A 16666-nucleotide genomic window follows, 5' to 3' on the forward strand; every position below is an offset into this window, starting at 1 on the left:
AGTCGCATTAAAAAACATCTGCTCTTACCCCATGGAGGTCACAAACCTCTCATTAATTATTCTTTCAAGAAATAAAGTGGAGAGCGACACAGCTTGCAAATGTATTCGGTGCCCTTCTTCGCTCGGTTATGACGATGGGCTGTGAAAGTATGGATTTGGCACTGGCATTGATAGCGGAAGGCTTTTTTTGGTAAGGGAACCTCAAAGTTATGGGTTCGGTTTGGCTCAAGATGAAACACCTTTTTCATCACAGCTTGCCACTCTTTACCATGGGGGCGAACTTCATGACCATAAATTTGGTAAACAATGATATGCGCGACTTCATGGGGTACCACTGTCTCCAGAAAAAGCGCGGTATTTTGCTGCAGCATAAAAAGGTTAAAGCGCACCTCATTTTTGTGCAGATGCGCGGTACCAGCAGCCCGCCCTCTCTGCTTTAAATTACAGCTTGGCGGGTCAAAATGTTTACCAAAGAAAACATCCGCTTGCTGCATACACAAGGTCACTTTGTGCTGAATTTGTGCCGCCAGTGACGCGCTATCGTCTAGATCAAGAGGGGGTTGCTGTTGCCTACTCGCAAGCATAATCCTGTTCCTTTCTCTCTTCGATGTCATGCAGCAATGGCAGCAACGATGCTGCGAAAGCCGCCACAGACTCTTTTGACAAACCCGTTAGCCGACTTAGTGAAGCAATAGAATTAGGTTTGTGTTGGTAAACCTTTCTCAGCTGATTGTCGCTTAATGTGTCACTGCCTTGGGATAGCTTCCAACTCTTTAACTTATGCCAAGTGGCCGTTTCTTTAATGCTCTCTTCGCTGTCTAATGTTGGGTAATACTTCTCTTGTGCCAACAAAATTTGTGCTTGTGATTTCAATACGCTGCGGGCTTTTTCTTTTAGGTGAACACAAAACACCTGAGCTTGATGAACCTCGATATAATTGAAGGCAATTAAATGACGAATCACCGCTTTCCATTGCGCCTCATTAAGTTCCTTACCTTTGCCAAATAATGACAGTCGCTCCCCCTGTATCGCACTCACACCTTTAGTTCTTTTCCCTAATAATACCTGTATCAGCACAGAAAAAGGGCGAATCCCTTTGGTGTGATAAATTAATGACAGCAATTTCTGACTGGCGATCGTGGTGTTTTGTTCTGACGAAGGATGCAAGCAGCGATCACAATACCCACAGTTATCAGACGCCTCGCCAAAATGATTGAGCAAGTTTTTACGGCGACAGCCTCGACCTTCAATGACTTTGAAAAACGCACTCAGTCGTGCCGATTTATCCCCATCTTCGTGATCCTGAAAGGCGCTAAATTGCTGAGCATTAAGCATGTCTTGTAAGCCGTAAAGCAACAAGGCTTTGGCGGGCTTGCCATCGCGCCCTGCGCGGCCTATTTCTTGAAAGTAAGCCTCGGGGCTGTCTGGTAAATCCACATGCACGACAAATCGAATATAAGCAATATCAATGCCCATTCCATAAGCGGTGGTGGCCACCATGATCAATCCCTTTTCCGTCGAGAATCGTTTATGGCTAAGCTGTCTGTCCCTGTCGCTCATAGCCGCATGATACGCCAAGCTTGGCAAACCAAGTTGATTTAACCAGTTTGCGAGTTGTTCTGTTTTCTTGCGGGAACGACAATAAATGATGCCACTTTCCCCTGCCATTTCATTGTGCAGAAAATACAGGACTTGTAGCTTGGATTTTCTTTTCTGAGCAATTTGAATTTCGATGTTTTTTCGGTCAAAGCTGCCCTTTAACACTAGGCTATTGGTCATTTCTAACGAGGTTTGAATAACCCGAATGGTTGCCTCATCGACCGTGCCGGTTAACGCAATAATAGGCACATCAGGAAAACGCTGTCTAAGCTGTCCAAGTTGCCCATATTCTGGTCTAAAGGAGCCACCCCACTGCGTAATACAATGGGCTTCATCAATGGCAAACAGAGAAATAGACATACTGTCTAGAAAGCTCATAACAGAAGGTTGTACGAGCTTTTCAGGGGATAAGAACAAGAGGTCAATGTGGTTATTACGCAATGCCCAAACCAGATCATCGTGTTCACTAGGCTGCAAATTGGCATTCAGGAAATGGGCATTGATGCCTTTTTCTCTCAGCTCTTCGACTTGTTGTGACATCAAGGCAATTAAAGGACTAATAATAATCCCAACCCCTTCTCTGATAAGTCCAGCAGATTGATACACTAATGACTTGCCGCCGCCAGTCGGTGCAGCAAGCAAAACATCTTGGCCTAAGCACAGCGCATCAATAGCTTCTTCCTGTAACGGACGATACTGAAGGTAGCCTAATTTTGAAAGAATGGTGTTCTTTTGAATCATTCGTGAATTATCTCTTAACCATGGGGATTGTGCATCGATTTTTAGCGCCCTTTTCGCTAAAATCGCAGACTTATTTAGTATTAGGAATTGTAAAATGGCACACCAACCTCTTGATGATCTTGAGTTAGACACACTAGAAGCGTTTTTGGAGTCAGATCGGGTTCATGAAGAATGTCAGAACTTCGTTATGGCGCACGGTTTTTTAACCGCATTAGCAATCTGTCCTTTTACTATTTCTGAAGAACAGTGGCTTCCTGTTATTTTTGAAGACACTCCGGACTTCGAAACAGAAAAGCAACAGAAACAGATACTGCAACTGCTTAGTCGCTTGTCACTAGACATCCAGAAAGAGCTTGAATCAGAAGATGAATTCGTCATCCCTTGCGAAATTGAAATGGGGTCATCCGCCGAAGAGCTAAGTGAGCTCCAAGAATGGGCTACGGGCTTTATGGAAGGCGTTTTCATGACCGAACAACATTGGTTTGAGTCAGAAAAAGAAGAAGTCATTGCTGAGCTTTTATTGCCGATTATGGTCGCTTCAGATCTTTTTGATGACGAAGAAGTTGTGCAGATTCGTCAGAGCGAAAAACTCACACAATCTTGCATCGAACAAATTCCAGACGTAGTAACCGATCTTTTCCTTGTCCTACGAACAGAGCCAGAAAAACAGCGCGCGCCGGCAAAATCAAAACACGCTGGTAACAAACAAAATGGCAATAAAAACAAGAAAAACAAAAAGCGCTAACCCTGTCTAATAAGGTAAGCACCCTCTAAAAGCGGCCACATCTAAGGCCGCTTTTTTATACCTTTCGAATGGCGACCAAGGTAATGTCATCAAGCTGTTCAGATTTCCCTTGAAAGGCCGCCAAATGCGCCTCCATGGCTTCCTGTGCTTTCGCCAAATCTTGATCCGCATAAGACGATACCACCAAAGCCTCCATGGCGTTTGAGCCTAACATCTCATGATCGGCGTTCTTTAACTCAACAATGCCATCAGAAGCGATCACCAAGGTATCCAATTCATCGATATGAGCGATTTCTATGCTCGTTTCAAATTCATTGACACCAAGAATCCCTAAAGGCATGTGAGAAGACGCTATGTAGTCGACAGAATTATCAGCGCGGCGAATATAGCCATTAGGCATACCCCCTCCCCAATATTCAATCACTCCAGACGGTCTTATTAAAATAATATAGGCGGCGCAAAACATGTAATCCGGCAAAATATTTAACAGAATTCTGTTCAGCTGAATAGCAAGATCCGCCAGGCCAACATGGTGGTCAACACCGTCAAAAAACGCTTGCGCAACCGGCAATGCGCCAATAGAAGCAGACAAACCGTGACCGGTAAAATCCCCAACAAACACAACTCTCGCGCCGTCTGATCGTGTACAGGCTAAGGCTAAATCACCGTTAAAATTGGTGGCGGATAGGCGCGTAATGGCCAATTTTTGACTGGGTCGCTCACTGCGCGTCAAAATGTGATCCAACACCTGATGAGCCATCTTATGCTCGCGCTCAATCATCGCTTGATAAAAAGTAAGCTCGCGATTTTTCCGATACATTTCTTGTATCAAATGGATTTGTCTTTTGTGGGTGCTAATGCGGGTGCTAAAAAGCATTTCATTAAAGGGCTTAGGAATAAAGTCGTCAGCCCCTGCTTTAAAGCACGCGTTCATCACAGCATCAGAAATATGAGAGGTAAGAAAAATAATGGGCACAAAGCGTTCTGGGTCGAGCGCTTTCAATCTCTTGGCAAGCTCTTGTCCGCTTCCCCCCTGAAGAACAACCTCTAGAGTCACAATGTCCGGCTTGTGCTCTTCATAGGACTTAATCGCTTCATCATACGAGGAGGCCGTGATGACCTCCATGTCCTCTTTTTGAGCACATATAGAAACAATTTCTTGATAAACAGGTTCGCTATCTACGCATAAAAGTTTCATATAATCCGTTATTTACCGTATCTCAAAGCGTTTATCAAAGCGTGAAATCATCAAAATATTTTTAATAAAATCATTCGCACCTTTTAGCTCAATAGTCGCACCTTCTCCTAATGCGTTTTTCATACTCAACAGCATCCCAAGCGCAGCACTGTCTAAGTACTCTACCTGGCTAAGATCCACAATAAAGTGGTGCTGTTCACCAATGAACCCTGAATAGGCTTCTCGAAAATCGTGAAACAACGAAAAGTCGAAGCTGCCTAGTATTGATAGTTCAATGGCATTGCTTGCCTTGTTGACCGTAACTGAAATACTCATATTTTTATCGAGCCGCTATAAAAAAACATCACTCGCGCTCGCCTCCATGGCATTTGGGTGAAAAAGGCGCTGTTTTTTCGCGCTCTAGCCATTCATCTACTGTGTATAAATGAAGCGCTAACGCATGTATTTTTGGCATTTGTTCTGTTAAAACACCATATACCAGCTGATGGCGCTGCACCAGTCTTTTGCCTAAAAAGGCATCACTGGCCAATACCAGCTTGAAGTGAGATTCACTTCCCGCTGGTACGTTGTGCATGTAACTTTCGTTTTCAAGAGAGAGGAATTCGATGCCGAATGCAGCACGAATCGCCTCTTCTATTTCATTTTGAATTTTCATACTTATCTCGTTATACCGGGCTTAGTTCAGGCTCAGCCTCAGAGTTGCCGTTCAATAAGGTCTTGCCTTTCTCTTTAGGGTAAGCAACATCAATTGAAACAGCACCACCTTCACGCCATACACTGATAACCGTGTCCATATTGGCGGCCATAACAGCACGTTTGTCGTCAGGTGCCGCCGCAATAACCTGCAAGCCAATGTCTTTCATAAAGCCCATACAAGTCGACGTTTTGACCATATCGATTTTGTTAAAGGCTTCATCGAACATTGCCAATGAGAAGCCACCGACAATATCGCCTTCTGGGGTTTCTCGCAGGCGATAAGTCGTAGACAGTGCCGCCGCAATAGCAAGGTAGAAAGGAATTTGGTGCTCACCACCAGACCCTGTTTGGATACGCTGACTTAAGGTGGTTTTCTTATTGCCTTCTTCATCCAGAATGTCGACTTCGAAATTATAGAATTTACGGTAATCCGCAAGGTCTTGTTGTTTCTCGTCATCAGTGATCAATTCTTGGATGGCGGTAATGGCGCGAATGTGTTCTGGGTCGCCAGTCGCTTCTGGGTCAAACAACCCACCAACGTTCGCTTGGTCTTGTGCACTAAAGCGCTCAACCAAATCCAAAATGTCCTTCATGTCACCATTTGGGTAATAACGGAACTGATAGGTTTCTTGGTTAAAGGGACGACGTTTAAGGCTGTGGTTAAGCTCACGAATAATGTGCGCCACTTGATCGAGGGAATCTTTCAGTTTGGAAACGTAATCTGAACGGAAGGTCTCTTCCGCCTCACGACGCGCCAATTCCGCTCGTTTCGCGTATTTAGCCAACTCTGTTTCACTTAACACATCAATTTGATAAGACACATAATGCTGGAACTCTTCAAATTTAGACTCTAAATAGTCCAACTGAATATCATTGTCTATATTGGCTTGATGGTATTTAGCATAGTGATCCGCCACTTCCTTACGCACTTTCTGATCGAAGTTACGCACCTTATCTTCGGCTTTTTCGGCTCGGCTAATCGCTTCTTTGTAAATAGCGGCACCATTCACCATGCTGCTTTCCAACAAGGCGTAACGCTCACTGGCGAACTCGGCATTGTACAAGGGACTCGATGTTAGACGACTACGCTCTTCGTCAAGGGCGGCCAGCGCGGAACTTAGCTGGTTTTTCTGAGTGTTCAAGGCGCCGTATTGCTCAGCAATTTGCTGACGTTCACGGTCCAATTTTTTCTGATCCAGCTCAACCGTTGAAATGCGCGCTTTTAGACCTTCGATCTTTTCTTGAAGGTCCTTATCATCGTGCTGTTGTAGCTGGGCAATTTCTGCTTCCACATGACTCAACTCTTGAGCAATGCGAGTCACTGTGTGGCTGGCGCTGTTTAATGACTCAACGTCAAATTGATTGTTTGCTATCACTCGGCCTAACAAGTTATCCGCTTGCTCTAAGCGCTGGTCGACTTTTAAGTGGGCCATGAGTTCGCCGCTTAGCGTTGCAAGCTGCTGCTCGCGAGACTCACGCATGCCTTCGGTATTAATACCAACCATCATGTGCGAGGTAAAACGGATCGTCGAAATGGTCCCAGACAATTTCAACATGCCGTCAGCGGTCATTGCGCTGTCTTCGCGCAATAGCTCACGCTCTGTTTCGACCGGCAAAATACCGCCCAATCGACGATTCAGATACGCTTGTGCGTGGTCGTTATTGCAGCGAATAAATTTAAGCGCAGATTTATGATTGCCGCGGTTTAACCACAATCGAGTTTGCGTGGTATCAATGACTCGACAACCCATCAATTGGCGACGGTGTGCACGGAAAATTCGAATCGCCTCTTCCGCATCATCTGGTTCAACAATCAAGGCTTCACGCTGAGCGCCTAAATACCCTTCGATCGCGTCTTGCCATTTGCGGTCGGTGACTTCGGCTAAGTGACTTAACGGTGTGGCTGTGATGTTGGCGTCATTTAATAAGCTGATCAAGCGACGAGTGTTTTGAGAAAGTGGGCTAACCCCTCCTTTCAAGGAAGACACGTCAGACTCTAATTGCTTACACTCATCTTTCAAATTCAAGATGGTGCGGTTCAACTCTGAACGTTGTCTAAAGACAAGAGACTTTTCGGTGTCCAACGTCTTATTGAGCGTGCTCAGAATTTGCGTGAGAGGCTTTAGGTTGCCTTCAATCTTACCCTCAGCGCTGATCAAGCCGCTGTGCTTCTCCATTTCTGCGACAATGGCATTGGTTTCAGCAGAAAGAAAATCAGCAAAACCTTTAAGAGACGACAACAAGAGTGTCATCTGGTGCGCTTGAATGATGGCTTTTTGATCTTGCTGACTCTGCAGCGTTAAGAATTTTTTGTTCTGCTCTAATTGCTGAAGCTTTAAGCCAACATCGGAATGCTCATATTGCTGCTCCAGACGAATAAGTTGACCTTGCAGTTGCTTTAACAAGCTGCTTTGTGTGGTCAATTGTTCGTCTATTTCTTCTTCACGCTCTTTGTGTAACTCGTATTGATCTTGGATATCGTCTTGCTTAGTGCCAAGCTCATCAAAGCGTGCTTCCGTTGCTATCCAATGGTAATTCACCGCAGATTGCTCTTGTTGCAGCTTTTTCTCACAATCTTGCTGAATCAGCTTAAGATCGTCGATTCGCTTTGCCACCTCAAGCGTTTTGCTCTCTAGTTGACGATATTCGTGCAGCGATTTTTGATACGCCCCTACTTGCAATGGCGCTTCGGCAAGAACGAAATCTTGAACAAAACGAGTCGGTGAGGCAATAGGCACAAATTTCAGCGCATTTTTGAAGTTCTTCAAAAAGCCATCTAAGGTGATCAAATGATCCGCACTTGGGCTTAATTCTTCTAGGTAGCGATTAATATATTGGGTTGCAGACGCACTGCCAGACTTGATGTAAGGGTCGAAACAAATCTTTTTCATCGCCTCGCGAACTTCGATCCAAGGCTTGGCTTTGTAGCTTTTGCCTTCCATTGCATCGATAAAATCATCACGTCGCACACCATAATTAGGCAATACAAAGCGGCCTAAAATGTCTTCTTCTGGCGATGCTAAAGACGCGCTTAAGCAGAGTCCGACCGTAGATTCCTTGCCGGTTACACTGTCCTCAAAGACGAGACCAAGGTAACTGATTGCGTCTTGTCTTGGCTGAGTGCCACTGGACTTATTATTGACTTGCCCTGCGTCTATCATGCCCAAAATGTATGAGCGGATACTACGACCGCTGGCTTTACCATCGTTGGCACTGGCGTTGTAATTAAGGTGACGCTTACTGGCCCCGGTCAATACCGTTTGAATGGCATCCAACAAGGAGGACTTACCAGACCCAGTAGGTCCGATAATGGCGGTATTACCGCGGATATTGATTTCTTCTGCCCCTAGTAGGTACCAGTTAACCAATACAATTCGATTTAACTTTTTCATGTCTTGGCCCTTTATTCCTGGCTTTCTGCTGGTGAGGTTTGTTCTTCTTCATCAAGGTCATCTTCGTCTGGGTCTGCGCCATTAAAAGACTCTAGCTGCCTCAAATAGGCTTCTGTCACAATCAGGCGGACCACAGGGGTAATGTTAATGATGAAGTTCTTGCTGTCTTCTTCGTAGGATTTACCACGAATAATGACGCCGTGACGACTCAACAACGAAAGAATGTCTTTAAACCGTGTTTCGGTTGGAATTTCTCGTTTTACCAGTTGTACATACCGTTCGAGAATCGTGTGTGTATTGGTCGCCACAAAGCCGTTATCGACTTCAAAGTTTTCAATTTTTTCTTCGTAGATTTGACGCAAGACCAACAAGAACAAGGTTTCATCGGTTTTTAAACGCACGAACGCTTCGCGTTGTACCGGCAGAACGCCCGCTAATCGTTCGTTTTCATTGATGTAAAGCTTCATTCCTAGCGCATCAAACAGTTTGCTAAAATAGTCTTGGTAAGCTTCTATCAATAAGTAATGTTTACGCTGGCCATGCTTGTACGCACTGGCAAATTGGTTCGCAAGAACGAAGTTCGCCGTTTGCTGAAACTCTTGAGCGTCTTTCCCTGACTCTTCGACGACTTTCTTTAATTCTCTAAGCATTACGCTTCGCTCCTACGGACCACATTAAATTCTCTACATTCAACAAAATCATGCACATCTAAAAACTGTTCAGTAAATTGGACTTCAAATGCTTTTTCAATTTTCTTCGCGGTAACGCCCAAGGAGCCAACGTAGCGTAAGTGGTCAAAACACACAAAATCTTCAACCGACTCAATGGAAAAATCCAAAATATGCTTGTTTGGCTGATCTTCCATTTGACGCTCCAAATACGATTGCAGCTTGGCTACTGTCACTTGTCGCATTTCATGGAAACGGCGTTGTTGCTCTCTTACCTGAATGGCATTGGCAGACACTTCTGCTGGGGTCATTACCCTTGGCGGCGGTGGCTCACGGCGACGCATTGGCTGAGCCGCGGATTCCATGCCCACGAACTTTGAACCCACCACATTTTTCATTATGGGCAAATGCTCAAACTTCGCGGCATCGGTAATAATGCCGGCAATTTTATTCGCCATACCTGGGCGTGAGCTGTCCATGTATCTGGCGGTGTCTGCGGCTCGTTTCTCTAATCGATAGCGATATTCATCGATACGATCAAGGCGCTGCTCTATGTTACTAAAGGTCTGGATGATGTCACGACAGTCTTTCTCGACCATCACTTGCGCCGCTTTATGACTGATCAGTTGTTGATCAACATAACACTGGGAAACGTCTTGCAATAAATCTGGATTCGCAAGAAATTCCTGCGCAAGCTCTAGAATCTGGCGACGAAAACGAAATGGGTTGTTGCTGGTTTTGATGGTTTTGTAGTCAGCAATCAAAATCCCTTCGACAAACAAGTCAAAAAAGCCTGCCACAATCGCCTTCGGGTCACGACTAGAAAACAACTCACGCTGCAAACTTCTAATACCGAGTAAAATCTGATTCAGATGCGCTGAAAAATCGCGAGACGCTTCAGCGGATTGGCTCAAGGTCACACCGCGCTCTTTAGGGTATTTCGCTACGGATTCAAGGTTGCTTAAAATGCTCAGAACGGTGGCGCCATAATTGCGCTTTCCGTGACGACTGATTTCCACAAGAGAGCGCAGTAACATGGATATTTGCGGTGTCATTAGCACGCTAATCCGGTAAAGCTCTTGTTCTTCAACCAGCCAACCGGTGTTCACCAAACGATGGTAAATCCGAAGGGCATAATCATGGATCGTTTTGGGGGACTCAAAGGGCTCTTTTTGATCATCATGCCAAGCCAGCGTTTCGAGCTTGTGCAGGGTGTCTTCAATCGACTCAATGATGGCCGACTTTTCTTTTATCGGGTCTTCCGCATGATCGTAAAACACATCCGCAAGATCGTATAACACAGCCTCTATCAAGGCGCGATTGGAGCCGGACAGCGCCTGAAATATTTCGTCAGGTAAATGTTTAAACAGCATTCCGTGCTCCAGAGATCAGCAATAAAAATGACATTATTCTTCTCGTCCTAAATGGCGCGCAATGACGGTATACATGGCCTGCTTAACCAGTTCATCGTCGCCGATCGGTGGCAACAGATCAATGCGTAACTGCTCAGTTTGCAGGGCGGCGATCTGCGCGGGAACGTCGTGACGTAAATGACGACCTACAGCAAAAAACAAAGGCAAAACAGCGACTGTCTTAATTTTCTCGTCTAGCTGCCCTACCACGTCTTCTAACGTCGGTGTGGTTAATTCCATAAAAGCTAAGCTGGAATGTTCTGTGCCGTAAAATTCAACAGCTTGTTCATACAAGGCTTCAAACGGCTTCTTCCATAATGGGTCTGGACTGCCGTGAGCAAGAAGTATGATGTGATCGTATTCATTGTGTAGCATTTTGATACCTAATGTTTCAGCTTCCCCATTTTAGCCATCCTACCTTAGAAAAAGAAGGCGTTAAAAGAAAAAGCTTACCAGGCTTTTAAATATTCCGGTTAAATCCTAACATTTGGCTAAAATTCAGAAGTGATTGATCCTATTTCATATTTTTTTCGTATCCAGTTGGTTAACTCTCAAACAATAGGCGCTTAGATGAAAATTCTTATTTCCGGTGCAACGGGTTTTGTTGGCACAGCTCTGACGGCGTTACTGCAATCGTCAGGACATCAGCTGTTTGCCTTAGTCAGACATGTCGATATCAGATTGGCACCTAGTATCACACAATACACGTTAGAGACATTGCACGAGCTTGATCAGCAAATGGACGTGTTTATCAACCTTGCAGGGGAAGGCATCGCTGACAAACCTTGGTCAGAAAAACGCAAGAAAAGCCTCTATGAAAGCCGTGTCACCTTAACGAGAAGCGTCAAAGAGCAACTGGTGAAAACGCCCCATACTGTTATTTCTATGTCGGCCATTGGTTATTACGGCAGCCATTCCAATGCTGAAGTGGATGAATTCAGTGAGCCTGACAAAGGCTTTGCCCATGAACTGTGTGACAAATGGGAAGCGGCGGCCTTCGAGTTTTCCGAGTTAGGAGCAAGAACCGTGGTGTTTCGTCTTGGCGTTATCCTTGGCAAGAATGGCGGTGCTTTAAGCAAAATGAGACCGGCCTATTTATGCGGACTGGGAGGAAAAATAGGTCGAGGTAATCACGGATTTTCCTGGGTACACCTTCAAGATGTATTAAAAGGGATTGTAAGCGCCATGCTAGATCCACGCTTCGATGGCATTTATAACCTCACCGCCCCCGACTGTGTTGCGCAAAAAGAATTTGCTAAGTGCTATGCCCACGTACTCAAGCGCCCTGCTGTTTTCACCACGCCGAACATGCTCTTGCGCCTGTTATTTGGAGAAATGAGCTCGCTGCTGACTCATGGCGTCAAAGCGCACCCTAAGCGTCTGATAGAACAAGGCTTTCTGTTTGATTACAAAAATTTGGAAGCGGCGCTCATGGCCATAGAAAACAAACATTAAAGCGGCTCAGCGTTTACGCCGTAATACTGGCAAGCCTTTATCATCGTTTAATGTGTGTGTGCATTTGGGGTACTCAATGCACCCCCAGAAATAACCATTTTTACTTTTTTTACGAACCAAATAGTGCCCACACTCACGACATGGGTACTTTCTGGTACTAGACGGGACACCATGGTCATCTTCCACGGTGACCTTACATTCTGGGTAGCCACTGCAACCCCAGAACACATTGTCTTTAAAGGTCTTTCGACGTAACGGAGATTGGCAAGCGGGGCAAAGAAATCGCTTTGCCCTGACTGGCTTACCCGCTTCATCATTGGCGGTATAATCACAGCTTGGGTAGGACTCACAGCCCCAAAACAACCCGTTTTTCCCTTCTTTGTGAACCAATAAACTCTCACACTTTGGGCATCTATAACGAACATTAGGCGTAACTAACTGAGCATTATCTTGTGAGATAAACTCTTGCTCCCAGTAACTTGCTGAGATTTTATTGTTGTCATCCTTTTGACTCATTACAACACATGCCTATTTTTCTGAGATTTACATCGGTTGTTGCCACAGGCTATTGGCCTGCCGCTGCTCGTATTTTCTGCACGCCTTCTTTGCTTTTATCGGCCGCTTCAGACCCCAGCTCTTTCATCTTATCCCATACTTCTGCGCTGGTTTCTTTGGTTTTCTCAGCGGCAATACCACCATATTCTTTGCTCTTATCAACAGCAATGCCGCCGTACTCTTTGCTTTTATCGACAGCGATACCACCATATTCAGAAGCTTTCTCTTTGGTCTTGTCCCACATTTCTGAGGCTTTGGCTTTGGCACTGTCCAGCTTGCTGTCGCTGTCTTGATCTTGTGCTTGAGCCAATGGCGCTGTGAGTAAAAAAACAGACAATAATAATGGCAGAAAACGCATACTTAATACCTTTTATGAATGTTGTGATAACCACTTAGGCAGTAACGCAATAGACTCCAACGTCACTAACTGAGGGTATTCTATTAAAGTTTGCTCAGAGACTTCTTCATGAGCCCATGTGGTGTGATAAGGCACATGAATTGCGGTGGCGCCAATATCGAACAAAGGCAAGACATCGGATTTTAAGGAATTGCCGACCATGAGAAACTCTTTTCTGGAAATCTTGTGTTTGCTGAGTATTTTTTCATAGGCTTCAGGCGTTTTATCGCTAGCAACTTCAATAATATCAAAAAACGGGGCTAAGCCAGAGCGTGCTACTTTGCTCTCCTGATCCAATAAATCCCCTTTCGTAATAATCATCAATTTATGATCCGCTTGCAGCTGTTCAAGCACGGATTTGATGCTTGGGAGTAATTCAATGGGCGCCTCCAGCATACGCCGAGCAAGTTCAATAATACTATGTACTTGATGGCCTGTAACACGGCCTTCTGTCAGCTCTATCGCGGTTTCTATCATAGAAAGCGTAAAACCTTTAATGCCATAGCCAAAATGCTTCAAATTTCTAATTTGCACATCGCCTAGGTGTGAACGAATGTACTGCTCATCATGATATTGAGCGAGCAGTTCAATGAACTCACCTTGCGCAGAAACGAAAATATCTTCATTGCGCCATAAAGTATCATCGGCGTCAAAGGCGATAATAGGGAATTTCTGTTGAGAAAGTTTTGTCAATGTTATTGTGTCCACTGTTGCGTATTTTGCTCGATCAAATCAAGGTACAGAGCCAATTGATCATCGCTATCATTTAGTGCAGGAATGTAATCAAAAGCCTGTCCGCCATGCTGCTTAAACTCATCACCAAGCTCTAGAGTGACTTCTTCTAAGGTTTCAATGCAGTCAATGGAAAAGGCTGGACTGATGACATTGATGCGTTTAATGCCCATCTCAGGCATGGATTTAAGCGTCGCATCTGCATAAGGTTTCAACCATTCTTCGCGACCAAAGCGAGATTGATAAACATGCGTCCACTCGCTGTCACTTAACCCTAATGCTTCTGCCACTAACGTACTGGTGTTTTCGCAGCGTCGTGCGTATGGGTCACCGTTTGAAACATAGCGCTTTGGAATGCCGTGATAAGACAGCACGAGATGGCGTTGTTCGCCTTGCTTTGCCCATTGCGTTCTCACTGAATTGGCCAGCGCTTTAATGTATAAGGGGTGATCCGCATAATCTTGAATCAGCTGCAATGCAGGCCAATGAGGGCATTTTTTCAGCGAACTCATTAATCTGTCATACCCTGCCGCAGTTGTGGTGGACGAGAATTGTGGGTACATAGGCACGACTAGGATTTTATCCGCGCCCGCAGCCCGCAATTTATTCGCGGCGCTTTCCATGCTTGGATTACCGTACGTCATCGCCATTTCTACCGGAATTCCGTGATCGAAGCGAGTTTCAAGAGCGGCGGCGATACGATTCTTTAATCGATTACCTAGCACCAACAATGGAGAACCCTCCTCCATCCAGACCTGCTGGTAAACCTTGGCCACCTTGGCTGGGCGAATCGTTAAAATAATCAGGTTTAAAATCGGCTTCCAAATAAGAGGATTTAAATCTACCACTCGCTTGTCAGACAAAAACTCTCTTAGAAACGTGCGCACTTCAGGTGTTTTAGGTGCATCTGGCGTGCCTAAATTAATCATTAGTACGCCGTATTTTGGTGAGCTTTTCATGATAAACCTTTTCGTCATATTAGAGGGCTATTATATCGTTAAACGAAGCAATAGAAATCGTCATAGCCTGTGAATTTTCAATCCTGTTAATAGCTTACTGCTATCTACTGCACGAGCAAGAAAGACACTCTAGAAAGACCCGCTATAAAGAGGGTCAGAATAAAAGTAACTGAACGCGCTCATTAAAACGCCATCAGCCACACTCTGGATGCCGCAATCAACATAAAGAGAACAAAACCTATGGTTAATACCAGGCGATCTAAGCGGTTTCCTTTCTCACGGCACAACAGATAGAACAACATCTGGCTAACCGCCAAGACCAAGCACGACAGCAACTGAATGCCGCCAATAAAACCGTCCGTATTAGGCAGACTCAATGGCATGGCTGGAAATGAAAACCCAACCATGGCCGCAATGGAAACAAACAATGCCACACCTACCGCCGTCGAATGTCGATGTTCGTCATCCACCGACGATTTGGTTAACACAGTCTCTGCCATGATTTTACCCGCGCCACCAGCCATCATGCTGACAACACCAATAAACAAACCAATGGGCATACGCAAAGCGTGGCTGTTTAGATTACCTAAATACGCATTATTTGTGTTTTGCAAACGCTGGCGAGCGCTTAACCAACCACGATACACCAGCAATAAGACAAGTATGCTTAATGCCACTTTGAAATAAATCGGCGACATAAAAGACACCAGTTGCGCGCCAATGACACCGCCCATTGCCGCACCAGGAGACAAGGCTATCAGCACGACAGAGTCGACCTTACGCTCTTTCATATCCCTAACCCACTCAAGCAACAGAATAGGAATAAAAGAAACGACGGCGGTGGCGATGACCGGGAGCAACACCCCGCTCAGCTCTACGCCTAATGCGGGTAAAAATAGCAGCACAGCAGAGACAATAAACAAAGGTGTGGAGACTTGAGTGGTGGCGTACAAGGCCCCAGCGACGCCTCCAATGATGAATAACAAAATAAGCAGTTGCAGTTCCACGGTTGTTACCTAAAAAATAATGTCAAAAACAAATAGCCTAACGAGACACAAGGCATTCTTAAACAGGTTGAAAAGACAAATTAAAAGCACAAATTGGCAAGAGACATTAAGAAGACAAAAAAACAGGCATTAAGCCTGTTTTTTTTTAACGCACGAACACACTATTTGCGTGCCATGACATCGCGAATGCGTTCTTGAATCACGCCAGCGAGCTTATCTGGCTGAAACTTAGATAAAAAATCATCACAGCCAACTTTCTGTACCATGGCTTTATTAAAGCTGCCACTTAATGAAGTATGAAGCACAATATAAAGATCTTTTAATCGAGGGTCTTCGCGGATTTCACGGGTTAATCGATAACCATCCATTTCCGGCATTTCGGCGTCTGTAATCAGCATAAGTAACTTCTCGGGGACGATTTCTCCCTGATCTGCCCAGCCTTTGAGTTTTTCCAAGCCTTTTTTACCGTCGGTGGCGGTATGCACCTTAATGCCCATGAAGTCGAGCGTAGACTGACATTGAGACAAACCAACGGAAGAATCGTCGACCACCAGCACCTCAAGATCCGTTGCTTGACTCAGCAGCTTAGTATCAATAACGTCGGCACTGACACTGGTGTCATAAGGTGAAATCACCGCCAGAACTTTTTCCACGTCAATGATTTCTACCAAGCGTTCGTTAACGCGCGTAATCGCCGTTAGATAATGCTGTCTACCGGTACCGTCAGGCGGTGGCAGAATCTCGTTCCAATTCATATTAATAATGCGATCAACTTCGCCGACCATAAAACCTTGCACTGTGTTGTTGTACTCGGTCACAATTAAGTTACAAGGTTGGCTACGGTCTATCGGTCTCATGCCAATGGACTCAGACAAATCGATCACGGGAATGGTTCGATTTCTAAAATGTGTCACACCGGCCACCGAAGGGTGACGATGGGGCATTAAATTTAGCCTAGGAAGCTGAACTACTTCCTGGACTTTAAACACATTGATGGCAAACGTTTGCATTCCACCTAAGCGGAACATGAGAAGTTCCAAACGGTTCTCACCGACCAATTTAGTTCTTTGATCTACGGCGTCCAACATGCCGGCCATATGCTACTCCAAT

The 16666-nt window shown here is 45.1% G+C and carries 17 protein-coding genes; 2 read left to right on the forward strand and 15 right to left on the reverse strand.

Annotated elements, in window-relative coordinates:
• Positions 1–56 precede the first annotated feature (56 nt).
• Complete coding sequence (locus tag E0D71_RS13945) at positions 57–584, reverse strand: SprT family zinc-dependent metalloprotease (RefSeq protein ID WP_133003932.1); 528 nt, start codon at positions 582–584, stop codon at positions 57–59.
• Positions 571–2340 (reverse strand): RecQ family ATP-dependent DNA helicase, encoded by a 1770-nt coding sequence (locus E0D71_RS13950; protein ID WP_133003933.1) that lies wholly within the window; start codon positions 2338–2340, stop codon positions 571–573. The genes E0D71_RS13945 and E0D71_RS13950 overlap by 14 nt, the downstream gene beginning before the upstream one ends.
• A gap of 94 nt (positions 2341–2434) precedes the next feature.
• On the opposite strand from E0D71_RS13950, the gene E0D71_RS13955 reads away from it, so the two are divergent.
• Positions 2435–3085: a YecA family protein gene (locus E0D71_RS13955; protein WP_133003934.1), complete on the forward strand. Its 651-nt coding sequence runs from the start codon at positions 2435–2437 to the stop codon at positions 3083–3085.
• A gap of 55 nt (positions 3086–3140) precedes the next feature.
• Here the strand turns inward: E0D71_RS13955 and E0D71_RS13960 are convergent, their stop codons facing one another.
• From E0D71_RS13960 to E0D71_RS13990, 7 genes are read right to left on the reverse strand one after another with little or no spacing between them, the layout of a single operon-like run.
• Entirely contained in the window at positions 3141–4283 is a 1143-nt protein-coding gene (locus tag E0D71_RS13960) for a SpoIIE family protein phosphatase (RefSeq protein ID WP_133003935.1), read from the reverse strand.
• A gap of 12 nt (positions 4284–4295) precedes the next feature.
• The gene (locus E0D71_RS13965) at positions 4296–4598 is read right to left on the reverse strand and encodes an STAS domain-containing protein (protein WP_133003936.1); all 303 of its coding nucleotides are present in this window, start codon (positions 4596–4598) and stop codon (positions 4296–4298) included.
• 28 nt (positions 4599–4626) lie between these two features.
• A complete protein-coding gene (locus E0D71_RS13970) occupies positions 4627–4938 on the reverse strand; it encodes a BolA/IbaG family iron-sulfur metabolism protein (protein ID WP_133003937.1) in 312 nt (103 codons plus the stop codon).
• 10 nt (positions 4939–4948) lie between these two features.
• The gene (locus E0D71_RS13975; RefSeq protein ID WP_133003938.1) at positions 4949–8371 is read right to left on the reverse strand and encodes an SbcC/MukB-like Walker B domain-containing protein; all 3423 of its coding nucleotides are present in this window, start codon (positions 8369–8371) and stop codon (positions 4949–4951) included.
• A gap of 11 nt (positions 8372–8382) precedes the next feature.
• On the reverse strand, positions 8383–9021 hold the full coding sequence (locus tag E0D71_RS13980) for a DUF4194 domain-containing protein (RefSeq protein ID WP_133003939.1): 639 nt from the start codon (positions 9019–9021) through the stop codon (positions 8383–8385).
• Positions 9021–10412 (reverse strand): Wadjet anti-phage system protein JetA family protein, encoded by a 1392-nt coding sequence (locus E0D71_RS13985; protein ID WP_133003940.1) that lies wholly within the window; start codon positions 10410–10412, stop codon positions 9021–9023. The genes E0D71_RS13980 and E0D71_RS13985 overlap by 1 nt, the downstream gene beginning before the upstream one ends.
• Before the next feature lie 33 nt (positions 10413–10445).
• Complete coding sequence (locus E0D71_RS13990) at positions 10446–10826, reverse strand: CbiX/SirB N-terminal domain-containing protein (RefSeq protein WP_133003941.1); 381 nt, start codon at positions 10824–10826, stop codon at positions 10446–10448.
• Between the two features lie 195 nt (positions 10827–11021).
• Between E0D71_RS13990 and E0D71_RS13995 the strand changes: the two genes are divergently transcribed.
• Positions 11022–11906, forward strand: a complete 885-nt coding sequence (locus E0D71_RS13995; RefSeq protein ID WP_133003942.1) for a TIGR01777 family oxidoreductase — start codon at positions 11022–11024, stop codon at positions 11904–11906.
• A 6-nt stretch (positions 11907–11912) separates the two neighbouring features.
• Here E0D71_RS13995 and E0D71_RS14000 read toward each other — a convergent pair whose 3' ends face one another.
• From E0D71_RS14000 to E0D71_RS14025, 6 genes are all read right to left on the reverse strand, one after another.
• Complete coding sequence (locus E0D71_RS14000) at positions 11913–12422, reverse strand: topoisomerase DNA-binding C4 zinc finger domain-containing protein (RefSeq protein ID WP_133003943.1); 510 nt, start codon at positions 12420–12422, stop codon at positions 11913–11915.
• 49 nt (positions 12423–12471) lie between these two features.
• Entirely contained in the window at positions 12472–12819 is a 348-nt protein-coding gene (locus E0D71_RS14005) for a hypothetical protein (RefSeq protein WP_133003944.1), read from the reverse strand.
• Between the two features lie 12 nt (positions 12820–12831).
• A complete protein-coding gene (locus E0D71_RS14010; protein ID WP_133003945.1) occupies positions 12832–13551 on the reverse strand; it encodes an HAD family hydrolase in 720 nt (239 codons plus the stop codon).
• 2 nt (positions 13552–13553) lie between these two features.
• Positions 13554–14549 carry a ferrochelatase gene (gene hemH, locus E0D71_RS14015; protein WP_133003946.1) on the reverse strand — a complete coding sequence of 332 codons (996 nt, stop codon included), beginning with the start codon at positions 14547–14549 and terminating at the stop codon, positions 13554–13556.
• 182 nt (positions 14550–14731) lie between these two features.
• Entirely contained in the window at positions 14732–15556 is an 825-nt protein-coding gene (locus E0D71_RS14020; protein WP_133003947.1) for a sulfite exporter TauE/SafE family protein, read from the reverse strand.
• Positions 15557–15717: 161 nt separating this feature from the next.
• Positions 15718–16653 carry a chemotaxis protein CheV gene (locus E0D71_RS14025; protein ID WP_133003948.1) on the reverse strand — a complete coding sequence of 312 codons (936 nt, stop codon included), beginning with the start codon at positions 16651–16653 and terminating at the stop codon, positions 15718–15720.
• Positions 16654–16666 lie beyond the last annotated feature (13 nt).

Origin of the sequence: Marinomonas sp. KMM3893 (assembly GCF_004352855.1) — a bacterium.
In the GTDB taxonomy this organism is placed as follows: domain Bacteria; phylum Pseudomonadota; class Gammaproteobacteria; order Pseudomonadales; family Marinomonadaceae; genus Marinomonas; species Marinomonas arenicola.